Origin of the sequence: Streptomyces sp. NRRL WC-3605 (assembly GCF_001509795.1) — a bacterium.
Taxonomy (GTDB): domain Bacteria; phylum Actinomycetota; class Actinomycetes; order Streptomycetales; family Streptomycetaceae; genus Streptomyces; species Streptomyces viridochromogenes.
The window spans coordinates 36,655-55,575 of the sequence record NZ_LLZN01000062.1; the positions used below are offsets into that span (position 1 = coordinate 36,655).

General features: G+C 72.5%; 16 protein-coding genes. 6 read left to right on the top strand and 10 right to left on the bottom strand.

Features of this window, described 5'->3' with window-relative positions; translation table 11 throughout:
- Positions 1–137: 137 nt before the first annotated feature.
- From ADL34_RS20030 to ADL34_RS20055, 6 genes are all read right to left on the bottom strand, one after another.
- Positions 138–971: a siderophore-interacting protein gene (locus ADL34_RS20030; protein ID WP_062670223.1), complete on the bottom strand. Its 834-nt coding sequence runs from the start codon at positions 969–971 to the stop codon at positions 138–140.
- Between the two features lie 112 nt (positions 972–1,083).
- The gene (locus ADL34_RS20035) at positions 1,084–2,130 is read right to left on the bottom strand and encodes an ABC transporter substrate-binding protein (RefSeq protein WP_062670221.1); all 1,047 of its coding nucleotides are present in this window, start codon (positions 2,128–2,130) and stop codon (positions 1,084–1,086) included.
- Between the two features lie 185 nt (positions 2,131–2,315).
- Positions 2,316–3,476, bottom strand: coding sequence for an acyl-CoA dehydrogenase family protein (locus ADL34_RS20040; RefSeq protein WP_062670219.1), 1,161 nt, complete (start codon positions 3,474–3,476; stop codon positions 2,316–2,318).
- A gap of 7 nt (positions 3,477–3,483) precedes the next feature.
- Positions 3,484–4,419, bottom strand: a complete 936-nt coding sequence (locus ADL34_RS20045; RefSeq protein WP_062670217.1) for a hydroxymethylglutaryl-CoA lyase — start codon at positions 4,417–4,419, stop codon at positions 3,484–3,486.
- A complete protein-coding gene (locus tag ADL34_RS20050) occupies positions 4,419–6,344 on the bottom strand; it encodes an acetyl-CoA carboxylase biotin carboxylase subunit (RefSeq protein ID WP_062670213.1) in 1,926 nt (641 codons plus the stop codon). Before ADL34_RS20050 ends, ADL34_RS20045 begins: the two co-directional genes overlap by 1 nt.
- 8 nt (positions 6,345–6,352) lie before the next feature.
- Complete coding sequence (locus ADL34_RS20055; protein WP_062670211.1) at positions 6,353–7,969, bottom strand: carboxyl transferase domain-containing protein; 1,617 nt, start codon at positions 7,967–7,969, stop codon at positions 6,353–6,355.
- 87 nt (positions 7,970–8,056) lie between these two features.
- Here ADL34_RS20055 and ADL34_RS20060 point away from each other — a divergent pair, with 87 nt between their 5' ends.
- The 3 genes from ADL34_RS20060 (at position 8,057) to ADL34_RS20070 (ending at position 10,833) form a co-directional block, all read left to right on the top strand.
- Positions 8,057–8,671, top strand: a complete 615-nt coding sequence (locus ADL34_RS20060) for a TetR/AcrR family transcriptional regulator (protein ID WP_062670210.1) — start codon at positions 8,057–8,059, stop codon at positions 8,669–8,671.
- A gap of 96 nt (positions 8,672–8,767) precedes the next feature.
- Entirely contained in the window at positions 8,768–9,925 is a 1,158-nt protein-coding gene (locus ADL34_RS20065) for an acyl-CoA dehydrogenase family protein (protein ID WP_062670294.1), read from the top strand.
- 35 nt (positions 9,926–9,960) lie between these two features.
- Positions 9,961–10,833: an acyl-CoA thioesterase gene (locus ADL34_RS20070; protein WP_062670209.1), complete on the top strand. Its 873-nt coding sequence runs from the start codon at positions 9,961–9,963 to the stop codon at positions 10,831–10,833.
- Positions 10,834–10,852: 19 nt separating this feature from the next.
- Here the strand turns inward: ADL34_RS20070 and ADL34_RS20075 are convergent, their stop codons facing one another.
- The 3 genes from ADL34_RS20075 to ADL34_RS20085 all read right to left on the bottom strand — a co-directional run bounded on the left by ADL34_RS20075 (position 10,853) and on the right by ADL34_RS20085 (position 13,649).
- Entirely contained in the window at positions 10,853–11,236 is a 384-nt protein-coding gene (locus tag ADL34_RS20075; RefSeq protein WP_062670208.1) for a nuclear transport factor 2 family protein, read from the bottom strand.
- 74 nt (positions 11,237–11,310) lie between these two features.
- The gene (locus ADL34_RS20080) at positions 11,311–12,105 is read right to left on the bottom strand and encodes a phosphatase (RefSeq protein WP_062670207.1); all 795 of its coding nucleotides are present in this window, start codon (positions 12,103–12,105) and stop codon (positions 11,311–11,313) included.
- A gap of 62 nt (positions 12,106–12,167) precedes the next feature.
- On the bottom strand, positions 12,168–13,649 hold the full coding sequence (locus ADL34_RS20085) for a helix-turn-helix domain-containing protein (RefSeq protein WP_062670206.1): 1,482 nt from the start codon (positions 13,647–13,649) through the stop codon (positions 12,168–12,170).
- 221 nt (positions 13,650–13,870) lie between these two features.
- Here ADL34_RS20085 and ADL34_RS20090 point away from each other — a divergent pair, with 221 nt between their 5' ends.
- Genes ADL34_RS20090 through ADL34_RS20100 form a run of 3 tightly spaced genes read left to right on the top strand, consistent with a single transcriptional unit; the run spans position 13,871 to position 18,069 of the window.
- Positions 13,871–15,343, top strand: a complete 1,473-nt coding sequence (locus ADL34_RS20090; RefSeq protein ID WP_062670205.1) for a sodium:solute symporter — start codon at positions 13,871–13,873, stop codon at positions 15,341–15,343.
- Positions 15,344–15,400: 57 nt separating this feature from the next.
- Positions 15,401–16,381 carry an agmatinase gene (gene speB / locus ADL34_RS20095; RefSeq protein WP_062670203.1) on the top strand — a complete coding sequence of 327 codons (981 nt, stop codon included), beginning with the start codon at positions 15,401–15,403 and terminating at the stop codon, positions 16,379–16,381.
- Positions 16,378–18,069, top strand: a complete 1,692-nt coding sequence (locus ADL34_RS20100) for a thiamine pyrophosphate-binding protein (protein WP_062670201.1) — start codon at positions 16,378–16,380, stop codon at positions 18,067–18,069. Before speB ends, ADL34_RS20100 begins: the two co-directional genes overlap by 4 nt.
- Positions 18,070–18,093: 24 nt before the next feature.
- Here the strand turns inward: ADL34_RS20100 and ADL34_RS20105 are convergent, their stop codons facing one another.
- Positions 18,094–18,900, bottom strand: a complete 807-nt coding sequence (locus ADL34_RS20105; protein WP_062670199.1) for an endonuclease I family protein — start codon at positions 18,898–18,900, stop codon at positions 18,094–18,096.
- Positions 18,901–18,921 lie beyond the last annotated feature (21 nt).

Sequence of the window (18,921 nt, forward strand, 5' to 3'; positions counted from 1 at the left end):
GGAGGTCCTCCGGTGGGGACGGGGCTCTGGGGTGCGGAGCGGAGATTAACTTAGGTTAGCCTAACCTAAGTTGAACGTTCTTGTGCCGCGTTCGGGCATGTGGCCGGGATCACGGGGGGCGCGCGGGGCGCTCGAGGTCACGCCGACGCGCGCAGCTGTTCCTCGCTCATGCCCTGCCGCCAGTAGCCCACGAAGGTGACCCTGTGGCGGTCCAGGCCGCGTTCGGTGACGAAGTGCCGGCGCAGCGCCTTCACATGACCGGACTCACCGGCGAGCCAGACGTACGGCCGCTCGGCCGCGGGGAGATGGGCGGCCCGGACGCAGTCCAGGGCCAGGGGAGCGCCCTCGGGGTGCGCCCGGTCCCGGATCAGCCAGGTGATCTCGGCGTCGGCGGCGGTCGGCAGCTCCTGGACGTCCCCGGCGTCGCGCACCTCCAGCCACACCTGGGCGCGCGTGCCGGCGGGCAGCGTCTCGAGGACGGCGGCGACGGCGGGTACGGCGGTCTCGTCGCCCCACAGGACGACCGGCCCGGTGTCGGCGGGAGGCCGGAAGCGGATCGCCCGGTTGTCCGCCACGGCGGGGCCGAGCACCAGCACCCGGTCGCCCTCGGCGGCCCGCGCCGCCCAGGAGGAGGCCGGGCCGGCCGGGGTGTGCAGCACGAAGTCGACGTCGATCTCGCCGGCGTCGCGGCGCAGCGCGCGCAGCGTGTACGACCGCATCACCGCCCGTTCGCCGTCCGGCAGTTCGCGCCAGCCCTGCCACCAGCCGTCGCCCAGTTCGACGGGGACGCGGGGCTCGCTCTGTCCCGGCTGCGGCAGGAACAGCGAAAGGGACTGGTCGCGTCCGTCGGAGAGGAAGTGCTCCAGGTCCGCGCCGCCGAAGGTGACCCGGACCAGGGACGGGGTGAACCGCCGGGTCCGTACGACGTGGAGCGCGAAGAAGCGGAAGGGGGCGGCGACGGCGGTGGTCATGGGGGCGGCTCCCGGATCGGGTCGACGTCGGTGTGCCTGCTCGAAGGGGGCGGGGGACCGGTGACCGGTCGGGACCGGCCCGCGGTCGCCCCGCGCCCCGAGTGGCCGCCTGTCAGGCGACCTTCTTGGCCTTCTCGATGGCCTCGGCCAGGTTCGTCAGCAGCGGAGTGCACTTGGCGTACGACAGGATCGGCTCGGGCGAGCGCGGGACGACCTGCCCGGCCTTCACGGCGGGCAGCTTCTTCCAGGTGCCCTCGGAGATGTCGGCCGGCTGGATGGTCTGGGTGCGGTCGTCCATCATGATGATGTCGGCCGGGTACTTGTCGACGTTCTCCCAGCTCAGGCTCTCGTACCAGCCGCCGCCCTCCTTCTTGGCGCTCTCCGGCGGCTCGACGAAGTTCACGCCGAGGGCCTTGAAGTACTCCAGGTCGATGGAGAGGTTGGTGCCGGAGACGTAGAAGATGTCCTGGCTGGCGGAGCCGGCCATGACCTTGATCTCCGGGCGCGCCTTGGCGGCCTTGCGCAGCCGCTCGGCGGCCGCCTCGAACTCCTTCTTGGCCTGGGCGGCCTTGCCGCTCTTCAGGTCGGCACCGAGGGACTCGGCCAGCGCCCACACCCGCTCCAGCGGCTGGGTCAGCTGACGGTCGTAGACGGAGACGGCCACGCTCGGGGCGAGCTTGGCGATCTTGTCCTTGGACGCCTCGGGGACGTACCAGAGGGTGCCGGCGCTGTCGAAGGTCGTGGAGATGAGGACCTCGGGGGCGAACGCCGCGTACTTCTCGACGCTGAACTGGTCCCAGACGTTGCCGAAGACGGTCAGCTTGCTGACGTCCATGTCGCCGGCCTGGACGTCGGCCTTGCCCTCCTTGGTCTTCGTCGGGCCGAAGACGCCCTTGACCTCGATGCCGTAGTCGTACAGGGCGGCCGCCACACCGACGAAGGCGACGATCTTCGTGGGGACCTTGTCCAGCTTCACGGTGGTGCCGCGGTCGTCCTCGAACGTCCAGGGGCCGGACTTGCCGGCGCCCGCGGCCTCGTTCGACCCACCGCTCTTGGCGTCGTCGTCCCCGCAGGCCGCGAGCACGGCGCCGAGGCCGAGGGCGCCGCCGGCGGCGAGGATGCCGCGGCGGGTGAGGTGGGTGGCTCTGGCGTTGGACATGGCTTCGCTGCTTTCGAACAGGGCTGATCACCGCTGGACAGTTCAAAGGTAGGTTAGCCTAACCTCAGCTGATGTCCAGAGGGCGGGGTGCTCCGAACGGTCCCCCGTCCGGCCCCGCACGCCGCGAGGCCCAACGCCCCGGTGCCTCCGGGACGTTGGGCCTCGTGCGGATCGTGCGCGGCGGGTCAGCCCGCCAGCCCCAGCTCCCGCGCGATCAGCATGCGCTGCACCTCGCTGGTGCCCTCGCCGATCTCCAGGATCTTGGAGTCCCGCCACATCCGGGCCACCGGGTACTCGTTCATGAAGCCGTAGCCGCCGTGGACCTGCGTGGCGTCGCGGGCGTTGTCGACCGCGACCGTGGACGAGTACAGCTTCGCCAGCGCCGCCTCCTTCTTGAACGGCTCCCCGGCCACCAGGCGGGACGCCGCGTCGCGCCACGCCAGACGGGCGGTGTGCGCCTTCATCTCCATGTCGGCGATCTTGAACTGGATGGCCTGGTTGGAGCCGATCGGACGGCCGAACGCGTGACGCTCCTTGGCGTACTTGACCGACTCGTCCACACAGCCCTGCGCCAGACCCGTCGCCAGCGCCGCGATCGCGATCCGGCCCTCGTCCAGGATGCGCAGGAACTGCGCGTACCCGCGGCCCTCCTGGCCGAGCAGGTTGGCCGCCGGGACACGGACGTCCACGAAGGACAGCTCACGGGTGTCGGAGGCGTTCCAGCCGACCTTGGAGTAGGGGGCGGCGACCGTGAAGCCGGGGGTGCCGGAGGGCACGATGATCGAGGAGATGAGCGGCTTGCCGTCCGGCTTGCGGCCCGTCACCGCCGTCACCGTCACCAGACCGGTGATGTCGGTGCCGGAGTTGGTGATGAAGCACTTGGTGCCGTTGATCACCCACTCGCCCGTCGACTCGTCGAGGCGGGCCGTCGTCCGGGTCGCGCCCGCGTCGGAGCCGCCGTCCGGCTCGGTCAGGCCGAACGCGCCGAGGATCTCACCGGAGCACAGCTTCGGCAGCCAGGTGCGCTTCTGCTCCTCGGTGCCGAACAGATGGATCGGCATGGCGCCCAGCGAGACGCCCGCCTCCAGCGTGATGGCCACCGAGGAGTCGACGCGGGCCAGCTCCTCCAGGGCGATGCCCAGCGCCAGGTAGTCGCCGCCCATGCCGCCGTGCTCCTCGGGGAACGGCAGGCCGAACAGCCCCATGCGGCCCATCTCCCGCACGATCTCGTACGGGAACTCGTGACGCTCGTAGAAGTCGCCGATCTTCGGCGCCACGACGTCGTGGGCGAACTCCTCCACCGTGCGGCGGAGGTCCTCCAGTTCGGGGGAGAGACGGTGGTCCATGGCGATTTCACTGCTCCTTGTGGGAGAGGGCTCGTACGGTGCGGGAGGGGCTGGGCCGTCCCAGTTGGCCGGCCATCCAGTCGCTCGTGGCGACGAGGAGGCCGAGGTCGACTCCGGTGTCGATGCCGAGGCCGCGCAGCATCCACACGAGGTCCTCCGTGGCGAGGTTGCCGGTGGCGGACTTGGCGTACGGGCAGCCGCCCAGGCCGCCCGCGGAGGCGTCGACGGTGGTGACGCCGTGCTGGAGGGCGGCGTAGGTGTTGGCGAGGGCCTGCCCGTAGGTGTCGTGGAAGTGCACGGCGACGACGTCGGTCGGCACGCCCTCCTCGTTCAGCAGCGAGAGCAGCGCGCGCACGTGGCCCGGGGTGGCCACGCCGATGGTGTCGCCGAGGCTCAGCTCGTCGCAGCCCATCGCGACGAGCGCCTTGCACACCCGGACGACCTGGGGGAGCGGCACGGCGCCCTCCCAGGGGTCGCCGAAGCACATCGACACGTACCCGCGCACGTGCACGCCCTCGCCCTTGGCGCGCCGCACCACCGGCTCGAACACCGCGAGGGACTCGTCCAGCGTGCGGTTGAGGTTGGCCTTGGCGAAGGACTCGGTGGCGCTGGCGAACACCGCGACGCGCCGGGCGCCGAGCGCGAGGGCGCGGTCCAGGCCCCGGTCGTTGGGGACCAGGACGGGCAGCTCGACGCCCTCCAGACCGGAGACGAGCGGGAACAGCTGCTCGGCGTCCGCGAGTTGGGGGACCCACTTCGGGTGGACGAAGCTCGTCGCCTCGATCGTCGTCAGACCGGCCTCGGCGAGCCGGCGGACGAACTCCGCCTTCACCTCGGTCGGCACGGTCGACTTCTCGTTCTGCAGGCCGTCGCGCGCGCCCACCTCGTGGATGCGCACCCGGGCCGGCAGACCCGGCGCCGGGACGGTCACGGGCAGCGTCATCAGTCCTCCTCCGCCGGGGTGACGACCGCCAGGACCTGGTCCATGGCGACCGTCGTGCCGGGTGTGACGTCGAGTTCGGCGACCGTGCCGGCGTGCGGGGCGGAGATGACGTGCTCCATCTTCATCGCCTCCACCACGAGCAGGCTCTGGCCCGCCGTCACCTCGTCGCCCACGGCGACCTTCACCACCGTCACCGTCCCGGGCATGGGCGCGGTGAGCGAGTCGGCGCCCGCGTGGGCGGCACCGGTGAGCGAGGCGGCCACCGGGTCGTGGTCGCGCACGTGCCAGGCGTCGCCGTCGCGGCCCAGCCAGTCGGAGGCCCGGTGGAAGGTGTGCCGGACGCCGTCGAGGGTCACGGACACCTCGTCGTCCGTGACGGTGGCGGAACCGCGCGGGGTGTACTCCACCGGCTCCTGCACCCGCAGGGGGAAGCTCACCGGCCGCGGGGTGCCGCCGAGCCGCCAGCCGCTCGGCACCGCGAACGGGTCCGTCCAGCCGTCGGTCCGGGGGCGCAGCGCGTCGAGGCGGACGGCCGCCGCCGCCTCGTACACCTCCTCGGGCACCTCGGTGGTGACCAGGTCGTCCACCACGCGCTCCACCAGGCCGGTGTCCAGCTCGCCCGCCACCACCGCCGGATGCGCCAGCAGCCGCCGCAGGAAGCCCGCGTTGGTCGGCACGCCCAGCGTGACCGTCCCGGCGAGGGCCGCGCGCAGCTTCCGAAGCGCGGTCGCGCGGTCGGGGCCGTACGCGATCACCTTGGACAGCATCGGGTCGTACAGGCTGCCGACCTCGGTGCCCTCGCTGAGCCCGGAGTCGGTGCGCACGCCGTCGCCCTGCGGCTCGCGCAGCCTGAGGACCGTGCCGCCGGACGGCAGGAAGCCGCGCGCAGGGTCCTCGGCGCAGACACGGGCCTCGACGGCGTGCCCGGTGAGCCGGATGTCGTCCTGCCCGAAGGCCAGGCGCTCGCCGGCCGCCACCCGCAGCTGCCACTCCACCAGGTCGATGCCGGTGATCAGCTCGGTGACGGGGTGCTCCACCTGGAGCCGGGTGTTCATCTCCATGAAGTAGTACGAGGACGGGTCGCCGCCCGGCACGATGAACTCCACCGTGCCCGCGCCCCGGTAGCCGCAGGAGCGGGCCGCCTGCACGGCCGCCTCGCCCATGCCCGCGCGCGTCGCCTCGTCGAGGAGCACGCTGGGCGCCTCCTCGATGATCTTCTGGTGCCGGCGCTGCAGGGAGCACTCGCGCTCGCCGAGGTGCACGACGTTGCCGTGCCCGTCGGCCAGGACCTGGATCTCGATGTGCCGGGGCCGGTCGATCCACCGCTCGACGAGGAGGGTGTCGTCGCCGAAGGAGGCGCGGGCCTCACGGCGGGCGGCGGCGATCTCGTCCGCCAGCAGCGCCGCGTCCCGCACCAGGCGCATGCCCTTGCCGCCGCCGCCCGCCGAGGGCTTGAGCAGCACCGGCATGCCGATCTCGCGGGCGGCGTCGGCCAGTTCGGCGTCGGTGAGGCCGCTGCCGCTGGAGCCCGGCACGACCGGGACACCGGCGGCCTTCACGGTCTCCTTGGCACGGATCTTGTCGCCCATCAGGGAGATGGCGTCGGCGGGCGGCCCGATGAAGGTCAGCCCGGCGTCGGCGCAGGCCCGCGCGAAACCGGCGTTCTCCGCGAGGAAGCCGTAGCCGGGGTGGACGGCCTGGGCGCCGGTGCGGGCGGCGGCCTCCAGCAGCCGCTCCACGGACAGATAGCTCTCGGCCGCCGGCGCCGGGCCGATCCGCACCGCCGTGTCGGCCTCGCGCACATGGCGGGCGTCGGCGTCCGCGTCGGAGAAGACGGCCACCGAGCGCACGCCCAGCGCGCGCAGCGTCCGGACGACCCGGACGGCGATCTCGCCCCGGTTGGCCACGAGTACGGTGTCGAACATGGTCCCCCTCACATCCGGAAGACGCCGAACTGGGGGTCACCCAGGGGCGCGTTGGCACAGGCGGTCAGGGCCAGACCCAGCACCTGGCGGGTGTCCAGCGGGTCGATGACCCCGTCGTCCCAGAGCCGGGCGGTGGCGTAGTAGGCGTTGCCCTGGCGCTCGTACTGCTCGCGCACGGGCGCCTTGAACGCCTCCTCGTCCTCGGCCGGCCAGGACTCCCCGCGCGCCTCCAGCTGGTCGCGCTTGACGGTGGCGAGGACCGAGGCGGCCTGCTCACCGCCCATGACGGAGATCTTGGCGTTCGGCCACATCCACAGGAAGCGGGGCGAGTAGGCCCGGCCGCACATGGAGTAGTTGCCCGCTCCGTACGACCCGCCGACCACGACCGTCAGCTTCGGCACGCGCGTGGAGGCGACCGCCGTGACCATCTTGGCGCCGTGCTTGGCGATGCCGCCGGCCTCGTAGTCCTTGCCGACCATGAACCCGGAGATGTTCTGCAGGAACACCAGGGGGATGCCGCGCTGGTCGCACAGCTCGATGAAGTGGGCGCCCTTCTGGGCGGACTCGGAGAACAGGATGCCGTTGTTGGCGACGATGCCGACCGGGTGCCCGTGGATGCGGGCGAAGCCGGTGACCAGGGTCTGCCCGAACTCGGACTTGAACTCCGCGAAGCGGGAGCCGTCGACCACGCGCGCGATGATCTCGCGCACGTCGTAGGGGGTGCGGGAGTCGACCGGCACGGCGCCGTACAGGCCGTGCGGGTCGACCTTCGGCTCGACGGCGGGGGTGACCTCCCAGGGGAGGTCGCGGCGGGCGGGCAGCGTGGCGACGATGTTCCGCACGATGCGCAGCGCGTGGGCGTCGTCCTCCGCGAGGTGGTCGGTCACACCGGACACCCGGGAGTGGACCTCGCCGCCGCCGAGCTCCTCCGCGGTGACGACCTCGCCGGTGGCGGCCTTCACCAGCGGGGGTCCGCCGAGGAAGATCGTGCCCTGGTTGCGGACGATCACGGCCTCGTCGCTCATCGCGGGGACGTAGGCGCCGCCCGCGGTGCAGGAGCCGAGGACGGCGGCGATCTGCGGGATGCCCGCGCCGGACATCCGGGCCTGGTTGTAGAAGATCCGCCCGAAGTGCTCGCGGTCCGGGAAGACCTCGTCCTGCATCGGCAGGAAGGCGCCGCCGGAGTCGACCAGGTACAGGCACGGCAGCCTGTTCTCCAGGGCCACCTCCTGCGCGCGCAGGTGCTTCTTGACGGTCATCGGGTAGTAGGTGCCGCCCTTGACCGTGGCGTCGTTGGCGACGATCACGCACGCGCGGCCGCTGACCCGCCCGATGCCCGCGATGACGCCCGCCGCCGGGGCCTGTCCGTCGTACATCCCGTCGGCGGCGAGGGGGGCCAGCTCCAGGAAGGGCGAGCCGGGGTCGAGCAGGGTGTCGACCCGGTCGCGGGGCAGCAGCTTGCCGCGCGCGGTGTGCCGGGCGCGGGCCTTCTCACCCCCGCCGAGCCGCACCGCCGCCAGCTTGGCGCGCAGTTCCTCCCCGAGCGCCCGGTGGGCCTCCTCGTTGGCCCGCCAGGTCTCCGACGCGGGATCCGCCGCGCTCTGGAGCTCCGGTGCCTCGTGCATCCTCGCGGTCCCCTCACCTTGTTAATGAGCGTTAACGCATTTCCATCAGGTTAACGACCGCTAACCTCCCTGTCTAGAATCGTTCCCATGGCCACCAGAACCGACGCCCCCACCCGCCGCGAGCAGATCCTCAAGGAGGCCGCGCGGCTCTTCGCCGAGCGCGGCTTCCACGGCGTCGGTGTCGACGAGATAGGCGCCGCGGTCGGCATCAGCGGCCCCGGCCTCTACCGGCACTTCCCCGGCAAGGACGCGATGCTCGCCGAGCTGCTGGTCGGGATCAGCGGCCGGCTGCTGACGGGCGCGAAGCGGCGTCTGGCGGAGGCGGACGGGGTGCCGGCGGAGGAGGTCCTCGACTCCCTGATCGAGGGCCACATCGACTTCGCCCTCGACGACCGCCCCCTGATCACCCTGCACGACCGTGAGCTGGACCGCCTGCGCGACAGCGACCGCAAGCTCGTGCGCCAGCTCCAGCGGCAGTACGTCGAGCTGTGGGTGGAGGTGGTGCGCCGGGTCTATCCGGAGCTCACCGAGCCGGCCGCCCGCTCGGCCGTGCACTCGGTGTTCGGCCTGCTGAACTCCACCCCGCACCTGGGCCGTCCGGGTGTCCTGCCAGGGCGCGGGACCATGGCGGGCCTGCTGCACCGGATGGCGCGCGGGGCCTTCGGGGCGGCCGGGGACGGGGCGCGCACGCCGGCGGAGTGACGAGCGTTACGGTCGTTCCACCCTGGACGTTCTTCGCTACCCGCCGGTACCTTTGATGAGCAAGCGCTTAGACATGTACCGGTGGAGGTGGACGGCGTGCGCCGTACGGTGTTCAACGAGGATCACGAGGCGTTCCGGGAGACCATCCGCGCCTTCATCGAGGCCGAGGTCGTCCCGGTCTACGACGAGTGGTTCGCGGCGGGCCAGGCGCCCCGCGACTTCTACTACAAGCTCGCCGAGCTGGGCGTCTTCGGCATCCGCGTCGACGAGGAGTACGGCGGCGCCGGCATCGACTCGTACAAGTTCGAGGCGATCATGTACGAGGAGACCGCCCGCGCCGGTGTGCAGTTCGGCGGCTCCGGCGTGCACGTGCTGCTCGGCCTGCCGTACCTCAAGATGCTCGCCACCGACGAGCAGAAGAAGCGCTACCTGCCGAAGTTCGTCTCCGGCGAGGAGATGTGGGCGCTGGCGATGACCGAGCCGGGCACCGGCTCCGACCTCGCGGGCATGAAGACCACCGCCAAGCTCTCCGAGGACGGCACGCACTACGTCCTCAACGGCTCCAAGACCTTCATCACCGGCGGTGTGCACGCCGACCGGGTGATCGTGTGCGCCCGCACCGCCGCGCCCACCGCCGAGGACCGCCGCCACGGCATCTCCCTGTTCGCCGTCGACACCAAGTCCGAGGGCTACTCCATCGGCCGCAAGCTGGACAAGCTGGGCCTGCGCACCTCCGACACCGCCGAGCTCGCGTTCGTCGACGTCAAGGTGCCCGTCGAGGACCTGCTCGGCGAGGAGAACAAGGGCTTCTACTACCTCGGCCACAACCTCGCCTCGGAGCGCTGGGGCATCGCCTACGGCGCCTACGCCCAGGCCAAGGCCGCCGTCCGGTTCGCCAAGCAGTACGTGCAGGAGCGCACCGTCTTCGGCAAGCCGGTCGCGTCCTTCCAGAACACCAAGTTCGAGCTGGCCGCCTGCCAGGCCGAGGTGGACGCCGCCGAGGCCGTCGCCGACCGCGCGCTGGAGGCCCTGGACGCCGGTGAGCTGACGCCCGCCGAGGCCGCCTCCGCGAAGCTGTTCTGCACCGAGGTCGCCCACCGGGTGATCGACCGCTGCCTCCAGCTGCACGGCGGCTACGGCTTCATGAACGAGTACCCGATCGCGCGCCTGTACGCGGACAACCGCGTCAACCGCATCTACGGCGGGACCAGCGAGATCATGAAGACGATCATCGCGAAGGACATGGGCCTGTAAGGCCCCTGACGTTCCCTGCCAGTAGAAAAGGTGCCATGAACGAGGCACTTCAGAGCCTCCTCGATCTGCTCGACCTGGAGCAGATCGAGGTGGACATCTTCCGCGGCCGGTCCCAGTCCGCCGTCGTCCCGCGTGTCTTCGGCGGACAGGTCGCGGCCCAGGCGCTCGTCGCCGCGGGCCGCACGGTGCCCGCGGACCGGCCCGCCCACTCCCTGCACGCGTACTTCCTGCGCATGGGGGACCCTGGCGCGCCCATCGTCTACAACGTCGACCGCATGCGCGACGGGCGTTCCTTCACCACCCGCCGGGTGGTCGCCGTCCAGCACGGCAAGCCGATCTTCGCGCTGTCGGCGTCCTTCCAGACGTACGAGGACGGCCTGGACCACCAGGCCCCGATGCCGCCCGCGCCCGACCCGGCGTCGCTGCCCACCTCCGAGGAGCGGCTGCGCGGCTACGGGCACCTCGACCCGGCGGTCGTCGAGCGGTTCCTGGAGGCCCGCCGGGCGGTCGACCTGCGCTACGTCGACGAGCCGCCGTACGGCCGTTACGGCGAGCCGCGCGAACCGCACTCCCAGGTCTGGTTCCGCACCAACGGCAAACTCGCCGACGACCCCCTGCTGCACGTCGTACTCGCGACCTACGTCTCGGACATGACCCTGCTCGACTCCGTGCTGCTCGCGCACGGACGGGGCGGCTGGGCGGTCGGCGACGTCGTCGGCGCCTCCCTGGACCACGCCATGTGGTTCCACCGCCCGTTCCGCGCCGACGAATGGCTCCTGTACGACCAGGAGTCCCCGTCGGCCCACGGCGGCCGCGGCCTCGGCCAGGCCCGCATCTACACCCAGGACGGCCGCCTGGCGGTCTCGGTCATCCAGGAGGGCGTGGTCCGCGTTCCGCGCGCGGACTGACCCCCGGGGCGGGGGACGGTCAGGCGCCCGCCGTGGCGGGCTCGATGTCCCCCGCGAAGACGATCATCTGGTCGATCAGGCCCCGCCGCAGATGGACGACGTCCGTCCCGGCCAGCCGCGGCCCGCCGCCGGGCGTGGTGAAGACCCACCGGTAGCGGGCCCACTCGCCGGGCATGTCCACCCCCGAGCAGCGCACCATGGTGCCGGGCCCGGCCGGGTGGCGGCGCAGCTCCAGCACGAACCGCTCGACCGCCTCCACGCCCTCGCTGCGTCCCAGCGGTCCCCAGAAGACCACGTCGGACGTGAGGGCCTGGGCCAGCAGTTCGGTCACGTGCCGGTCGTCCGGGACGTTGAAGGCGGACAGGAACATGTCGATCGCCGACTCGGCGGCTGCTTCCTCCATGCCCTCAGTCATATCAGCCGCCGCGCCCCGCCCGGCCCGAACGGGCGGGTGCCGTGCGCCGGTTCGGGCACGCCTCAGGCGTCGCCCAGGCCCGCCTCCGACAGGAGGTACGCCGTCATCGGGTCGTAGTGGCGGGGGCTGACCACGTGGTCGTCCAGGGGGACGGCCACCTGGAGCGTGCCCTCGGACTCGGCGAGGAACAGGGCCGGGTCGTTGCAGTCCGCGTAGCCGACGGAGTCCACGCCGTGCTGGGCCGCGTACCCCGCCCAGCCGTGGTCGGCGACCACGAGGTCGGGCAGCGGGCGGCCCTCGCGCTCCAGGCCGGTGAGGATCGCCTTCATCGGGTCGCCGGAGTGCGTGTGCCACAGGGAGGCACCGTGCTCCAGGACGGCCACGTCGGCGAACTGCACGACGTAACCCTCCTCGGTCTGCAGGCCCTCGGGGATGACGACGATCTCGCAGCCGGCGGCGCGCAGCGCCGCGGCCGTCGCGCGGTGGACGTCCAGCAGGCCCCCGGGGTGGCCCGTCGCGAACAGCACCCGCTGCGAGCCGTCGGCCGCCTTGCGCAGCCGGGCCGCCATGCGCTCCAGCGCGGCCACCGTCAGCTCCGGGTCGATGGTGTCCTGGCCGTGGCGGTGCTCGGCGTCGTCGTTCACGCCGACGCGCTCCGCCATCACCGCCAGCACGTCCTGCTCGTCGGTCCAGCGGTCGCCGAGCTCCAGGCCGAGCCAGTAGTGGCGGTTGCCGTTCGCCAGCTGACGGTAGTGGGAGAGGTTGTTCTCGCGGGGGGTCGCGACGTCGCCCGCGATGCGGGTGCGGACGAGGTGGTCGACGAGCTCGGCGCGGCTGGGTGTCCCGGGTATCGGCATGGTTCCCATTGTGAGGCAGGCGGCGTGCCCGGACTCCTGCTCCGGAGCGCGTGCGACGCGGGTCACTGGCCTGAATCGGACGCTTCGGCATGGCGCAGGGCGAACCACAGCTCCATCCGGACGTCCGCGTCGTCCAGGTCGGCCTCCAGCAGCGCCGCGCACCGGGCGATCCGCTGCCGCACGGTGTTGCGGTGCACGGACAGCGCCACCGCCGTGCGGTCCCAGCTGCCGTGCAGCGACAGCCAGGTGCGCAAGGTGTCCGCGAGGGTGCCGGTCAGAGGTGCGAGCAGGGCGCGGGCGTGGTCCCGCGCCGCGTCCCCGGGGACCAGGTCGGCCAGGGCCGGACGGTGCGTGCCGTGCCGGGACAGCGGCGTACGGGTGGCCCGCGCCCGGGCCAGCGCCCGGGCCGCCTGGGTGTCCGCCGCCCGCCACTCCCCGGCCGGCACCGGGGCGCTCACCCCGAGCGTCCAGCCGGGCTGGGCCTCGGGTGCCCGGTCCGCCGGGACGACGACGCGTACGACGTCCCGCCCCAGGTCGACCAGGGGAGTGCCGAACGCGGCGCCCAGCGCGGACGCGGCCACCGGGTCGCACGGGGGCGTGTCCGGCGCCGCGTGCACCACCAGCCAGGTCTCCGCGCCCAGCAGCGGCGCCACCGTGTGCGGCTCCGCCCCGAGCAGCAGCCGCACCAGGGCGGAGGAGCGGGCCGCCCCCGAGCCGCTCTGGTGCTCGCCGGTGAGCAGGGACAGCAGGACGGCGGCGACGGAGGCGACGGTGTGGTCCCCGGACCGGTCGCGCGGCGCGGCCACCCCGAGCACGAAGCCGTGCCCGGCGCCCAGCGCGTAGGCGGCGAGACGGGTGTCGCCGGCCGTGTCGGTGGCGGAGGCGGGCGTGCCGGGCCCCGTGGGCCGTACGACCGCCGCGAGCGCGGCCAGCGCCTGACCGGCCGCCGGGTCCACCGCCCGGCCCGCCGCGGCGACCCGCGTCCCCTCGGGGCCGTACAGGACGGCGTGCCCGCCCACCCGCCGGGCGAGCTGCCGCAGCACCGCCCGCACCGGGTCGGGGCGCGCGGCGGCGGCCGCCAGGCTCTGCTGGGCCTCGGTCACGCGCCGCAGCTCGGCGAGGCGGGCCTGTGCCATGAGCTGCCACACCGCGCGCGCGATCCCGGAGAACGTGGTGCGCGGCGGCACCTCCAGCAGCGGCAGTCCGTGGGCGTCGCAGGCCTCGACGAGGGCGCGCGGCACGGTGTCGTGCACGGGCGCGAGCCCGAAGCCCAGGGCGGCACCCCCGGCCGCGACGATCCGCGCCACGTAGTCGTCGAAGTACGTCCCCGTCCCGGCCGCCTCGGGCACGTGCACGCCTGCCGACAGCAGCAGCTCGCCGCCCAGCAGATAGGGATAGGGATCGGCCATCTCCGAGGTGTGCGCCCAGTGGATCACCGTGTCCGCGTCCATGGGCCCGGCGATCTGGCGCAGCCCCAGGTCCTCACGGGCCAGCAGCGCGGACAGCGGTACGGGCGGGGTGGGCGGAACCGCGTGGTCCGGCATGGATGGTTCCTCCACTCACGGAGTTCCGAATGGATGAAACGTACACTTCGCAGCCGCTTTCCGGCCACCTACTGTCGGTCCAGTCCGGTGGCCGCGGATGGGGGTCCCCCCGCGCGAGCGGGTTCGAGCGTGGGGGAGGGCGGTTGTCCCCGCCGGCGCGCCGGTCGTCCCCACCCCACTGCACGACACGCCACCGGGATGTGCGCGAAGGAGGCCCCACCATGGCCGTCGACTACACCGTGATCGTCGTCTATCTGGCCGGCATGCTGGCCATGGGCTGGTGGGGCATGCGCCGCGCCAGGTCCAAGAGCGAGTTCCTGGTCGCCGGACGCCGGCTCGGCCCCGCGATGTACTCCGGCACCATGGCGGCGATCGTCCTCGGCGGCGCGTCCACCATCGGAGGCGTCGGCCTCGGCTACCAGTACGGCCTCTCCGGCGCCTGGATGGTCTTCACCATCGGCCTCGGCCTGCTCGCCCTCTCGGTCTTCTTCTCCGCGCGGATCGCCCGGCTGAAGGTCTACACCGTCTCCGAGATGCTGGACCTGCGCTACGGCGGCCGGGCCGGTGTCATCTCCGGTGTCGTCATGTGGGCGTACACCCTGATGCTCGCCGTCACCTCGACCATCGCCTACGCCACGATCTTCGACGTGCTGTTCGACATGAACCGCACCCTCGCGATCGTCCTCGGCGGCTCCATCGTCGTCGCCTACTCGACGCTCGGCGGCATGTGGTCGATCACCCTGACCGACATGGTGCAGTTCGTGGTCAAGACGATCGGTGTGCTCCTGCTCCTGCTGCCCATCGCCGTCGTCAAGGCCGGCGGGTTCGGCGAGATGAGGGCGAAGCTGCCGACCGGGTACTTCGACCCGCTGGGCATCGGCGGCGAGACGATCTTCACCTACGTCCTGATCTACACCTTCGGCATGCTCATCGGGCAGGACATCTGGCAGCGCGTGTTCACCGCCCGCAGCGACACCACCGCCAAGTGGGGCGGCACCGTCGGAGGCACCTACTGCCTCGCCTACGCCCTCGCCGGCGCGGTCATCGGCACCGCGGCCAAGGTGCTGTACCCGGACCTCTCCAGCGCCGACGACGCCTTCGCGACCATCGTCAAGGACGAGCTGCCCATGGGCGTGCGCGGCCTGGTGCTGGCCGCCGCCCTGGCCGCCGTGATGTCGACCTCCTCCGGCGCGCTCATCGCCTGCGCGACCGTCGCCAACAACGACATCTGGGCGCGGCTGCGCGGGGTGGTCCGCCCCGACGACGGAGAGGCGCACGACGAGGTGAGGGGCAACCGCGCCTTCATCCTGCTGATGGGTATCGCCGTGATCGGCACGGCCATCGCGCTGAACAACGTCGTCGAGGCCCTCACGGTCGCCTACAACCTGCTCGTCGGCGGGCTGCTCGTGCCGATCCTCGGCGGACTGCTCTGGCGCCGCGGGACCGCGCAGGGCGCGCTCGCCTCGGTCGTGGTCGGTGGTGTCGCGGTGATCACGCTGATGGCCACGCACGGCATCCTCGCCAACGAGCCGGTCTACTACGGCCTGCTGTCCTCCCTCGCCGCGTACGTCGCCGTCTCGCTGCTGACGAAGCCCACCGACGCGGCCGTCCTCGCCGTCTGGCGCGAGCGCCTGGCCGGACGGGACCCCCGGGACGCCGAACGCGCGTCCGAACCGGTGCCGGCCGGCCAGTAGAGTCATAGCCATATCACCCGCATACGCGATGAAGCGTAGGAAAGAAGGCATTTCCTCATGACCAGCAACGAGACGCCCCGCGGCCCCGTCGACTCCTCCCGCGTCCCGCGGTACGCGGGCCCCGCGACCTTCGCCCGGCTCCCGCGCCTCGACGAGGTCGGCCGCGCCGACGTCGCCGTGGTCGGCGTGCCGTTCGACTCCGGCGTCTCGTACCGGCCGGGCGCCCGCTTCGGCGGCAACGCCATCCGCGAGGCGTCCCGCCTCCTGCGCCCCTACAACCCGGCCCAGGACGCCTCCCCGTTCGCCCTCGCGCAGGTCGCGGACGGCGGCGACATCGCCGTGAACCCGTTCAACATCAACGAGGCCGTCGACACGATCGAGGCCGCCGCCGACGACCTGCTCGGCACCGGCGCCCGCCTGATGACCCTCGGCGGCGACCACACCATCGCCCTGCCGCTGCTCAGGAGCGTCGCCAAGAAGCACGGCCCGGTCGCCCTGCTCCACTTCGACGCGCACCTCGACACCTGGGACACCTACTTCGGCGCCGAGTACACCCACGGCACCCCGTTCCGCCGGGCCGTCGAGGAGGGCATCCTCGACACCTCCGCCCTCTCCCACGTCGGCACCCGGGGTCCGCTCTACGGCAAGCAGGACCTCACGGACGACGAGAAGATGGGCTTCGGCATCGTCACCTCCGCCGACGTCTACCGGCGGGGCGCCGACGAGGTCGCCGACCAGCTCCGCCAGCGCATCGGCGACCGCCCGCTGTACATCTCCATCGACATCGACTGCCTCGACCCGGCCCACGCGCCCGGCACCGGCACCCCCGAGGCGGGCGGCATGACCTCCCGCGAACTGCTGGAGATCCTGCGCGGCCTCGCCTCCTGCAACCTGGTCTCGGCGGACGTCGTCGAGGTGGCGCCCGCGTACGATCACGCGGAGATCACGTCGGTGGCCGCGTCCCACACGGCGTACGAACTGACCACGATCATGTCCCGCCAGATCGCGGCGGCGCGCGAGGAGGACGAGGGCAAGTGACCCACGACCACGACCTGGTACTCCGTCCGACGCGGGAGCAGATCACAGCCGCCCTGAATCCGCCGGCCGGCCGCAACGGCGGGGACCTGGTCGTGGAGACGCTGGCCGGGCTCGGCGCGACGACCGTGTTCGGGCTGCCCGGCCAGCACGCCCTCGGCATGTTCGACGCGCTGCGCCGCAGCGACCTGCGCTACATAGGGCTGCGCGTGGAGAACAACGCCGGGTTCGCCGCCGACGCCTACGGCCGGATCACCGGCGAGGCGGCCCCGCTGCTGCTGTCCACGGGACCGGGCGCGCTGACCTCGCTGGCCGCGCTCCAGGAGGCGGCGGCCGCCTCGGCGCCGGTGCTCGCGATCAGCAGCCAGATCCCTACGGCCGGCCTCGGCGGTGGCCGGCACGGCTATCTGCACGAACTCCCGGACCAGGCGGCCTCGTTCCGGGGCGTCGTGAAGTCGGTCCACACCGTGCGCGCCCAGTCCCAGATCCCGTCCGCGATCGAGGCGGCGTGGAAGTCGGCGCTCACCGCCCCGCACGGCCCGGTGTGGGTGGAGATCCCGCAGGACGTCCTGCTCGCCGGGACCTCGATCCCGGTCGTCACCGGCGGCGACGCCTTCCCCGAGGAACTGGTGCCGCGCCCGGAGCTGACGGCGGTGGCGGCCCATCTGCTGTCCCACGCCGAGCGCCCGGCGATCATCGCGGGCGGGGGAGTGGTCCGCGCGGACGCCTCGAAGAAGCTGCTCCAGCTGGCGGAGACCCTTCAGGCACCGGTGGTCACCACCCCCGGCGGCAAGGGCGCGTTCCCGTGGGAGCACCCGCTGTCGCTCCAGTCGTGGATCGAGGACCGGCACACCACCGACTTCCTGGAGGACGCCGACGTTCTGCTGGTGGTCGGCTCCGGGCTCGGTGAACTCTCCTCGAACTACCACACGTTCAGGCCGCGCGGACGGGTCGTCCAGATCGAGGCCGACCTCGGCAAGCTGGAGTCCAACCACCCGGCGCTGGGCATCCACGCCGACGCCCGGCCCGCGTTGCAGGCGCTGCTGGAGACCGTGTCCGGGCGCGACGACCCGGACGCCCCCGGGCGGGTGCGCGAGGTGCTCGCGAAGGTCGCCGCCCGGATCGCCGCCCAGGACCTGACGCTGGAGCAGGAGGTGCTGGCGTCCGTCCGCCGGGCCCTGCCCGCCGGCTCCTCGTCCTTCTGGGACATGACGATCCTGGCGTACTGGGCCTGGTCGGCGTTCGACGCCAAGGGCCCCAACCGCATGCACTCCGCGCAGGGCGCCGGCGGCCTCGGCTACGGCTTCCCGGCGGCGCTCGGCGCGGCCGCCGCCGACCCGACCCGCCCCGTGCTCGCGGTGTCCGGTGACGGCGGCGCCCTCTACTCGATCGCCGAGCTCGCCACGGCCCGGCAGTACGGGCTGGACGTCACCTGGCTCATCGTCGACGACGGCGGCTACGGCATCCTGCGCGAGTACATGAACGACGCCTTCGGCGAGGCCACGGCGACCGAACTGACGCGTCCGGACTACGTGGCGCTCGCCGAGTCGTTCGGCGTCCCCGGGGTCAGGACCACGCCCGAGACCCTGGAGGCGGACCTGGCAAAGGCCCTGTCCGAGCCGGGCCCCTCGGTGGTGGTGCTCCCGGCGGTGCTGCGCATGTTCGCCCCCACGCATCTGGGATCGGAGTGATCCGGGGGGCCGCCTGCGCGAGGGCTACCAGATCGACTCGACCCACTCCGGGTGGTCGATGAAGGGGTTGCGGTTGCCCTGGTACGACGAGTAGATGACGTCGTTGCGGCGCTTCTCGGCGCTGTCCGGCGGGTCCTCGTCGTTCCACTGCTTCAGCACCGACAGACGCCCGTGGTACGGGACGCTGCCGTTGATGGAGTCGTTGGCCTCCAGGTCGGGCCGGCCGTCGTCGCCCTCGTAGCGGACGGCCATGTAGAGGATCATGCGGGCCACGTCGCCCTTGACGGCGTCGCGGGGCTCGAAGGAGTTCGAGTCGGTCAGGCTGCCACCGGAGTTGGTGAAGGCGCTGCCGCCGTTGTCGAAGTCCTTGTTGCCGCGGACGGAGTTGACCTGGACGTCCTCGGGGCGCAGATGGTGCAGGTCGGTGCCGGGTCCGGCCGAGGTCCCGAAGTCGCCGTGGGACTGGGCCCACACGTGCTCGCGGTTCCAGTCGCCGGTGTCGCCGCCGTTCAGTGACTTGCTGCGGGAGATGCCGCTGTAGAGCAGCTTGACGTTGTTGCTGTTGGCCGGGTCCTGGTCGGTGACCTTCAGGGCGTCCCAGACGGCCGAGTAGGAGAGCTTGGTCTGGTTGCTGATGATCCCGTGGAGGGCGCTCTTCAGGGCGGGCCCGGTCTTGCCGAGCGCGGCGGCGTAGTACGTGTCGTCGTACGCCGTGGTGGTCGCGGCGGCCGGGGCCGCGGTCAGGGCCGGGGCGGTGAGCCCGGCCAGGAGGGCGGCCGTGGTGAGGGCCACGGACGTCCAGCGCCGGGGGCGTGGGGATGTCGCCGGCATGGGGGGTCTCCTCTCGCGTGT

Bases quoted from the DNA above. Each gene is read 5' to 3' on its own strand.
- speB (WP_062670203.1), top strand. From the start codon at position 15,401: ATGACCAGCAACGAGACGCCCCGCGGCCCCGTCGACTCCTCCCGCGTC.
- ADL34_RS20085 (WP_062670206.1), bottom strand. From the start codon at position 13,649: ATGCCGGACCACGCGGTTCCGCCCACCCCGCCCGTACCGCTGTCCGCG.
- ADL34_RS20060 (WP_062670210.1), top strand. From the start codon at position 8,057: ATGGCCACCAGAACCGACGCCCCCACCCGCCGCGAGCAGATCCTCAAG.
- ADL34_RS20035 (WP_062670221.1), bottom strand. From the start codon at position 2,130: ATGTCCAACGCCAGAGCCACCCACCTCACCCGCCGCGGCATCCTCGCC.
- ADL34_RS20045 (WP_062670217.1), bottom strand. From the start codon at position 4,419: ATGACGCTGCCCGTGACCGTCCCGGCGCCGGGTCTGCCGGCCCGGGTG.
- ADL34_RS20080 (WP_062670207.1), bottom strand. From the start codon at position 12,105: ATGCCGATACCCGGGACACCCAGCCGCGCCGAGCTCGTCGACCACCTC.
- ADL34_RS20105 (WP_062670199.1), bottom strand. From the start codon at position 18,900: ATGCCGGCGACATCCCCACGCCCCCGGCGCTGGACGTCCGTGGCCCTC.
- ADL34_RS20040 (WP_062670219.1), bottom strand. From the start codon at position 3,476: ATGGACCACCGTCTCTCCCCCGAACTGGAGGACCTCCGCCGCACGGTG.
- ADL34_RS20075 (WP_062670208.1), bottom strand. From the start codon at position 11,236: ATGGAGGAAGCAGCCGCCGAGTCGGCGATCGACATGTTCCTGTCCGCC.
- ADL34_RS20090 (WP_062670205.1), top strand. From the start codon at position 13,871: ATGGCCGTCGACTACACCGTGATCGTCGTCTATCTGGCCGGCATGCTG.
- ADL34_RS20055 (WP_062670211.1), bottom strand. From the start codon at position 7,969: ATGCACGAGGCACCGGAGCTCCAGAGCGCGGCGGATCCCGCGTCGGAG.
- ADL34_RS20030 (WP_062670223.1), bottom strand. From the start codon at position 971: ATGACCACCGCCGTCGCCGCCCCCTTCCGCTTCTTCGCGCTCCACGTC.
- ADL34_RS20070 (WP_062670209.1), top strand. From the start codon at position 9,961: ATGAACGAGGCACTTCAGAGCCTCCTCGATCTGCTCGACCTGGAGCAG.
- ADL34_RS20050 (WP_062670213.1), bottom strand. From the start codon at position 6,344: ATGTTCGACACCGTACTCGTGGCCAACCGGGGCGAGATCGCCGTCCGG.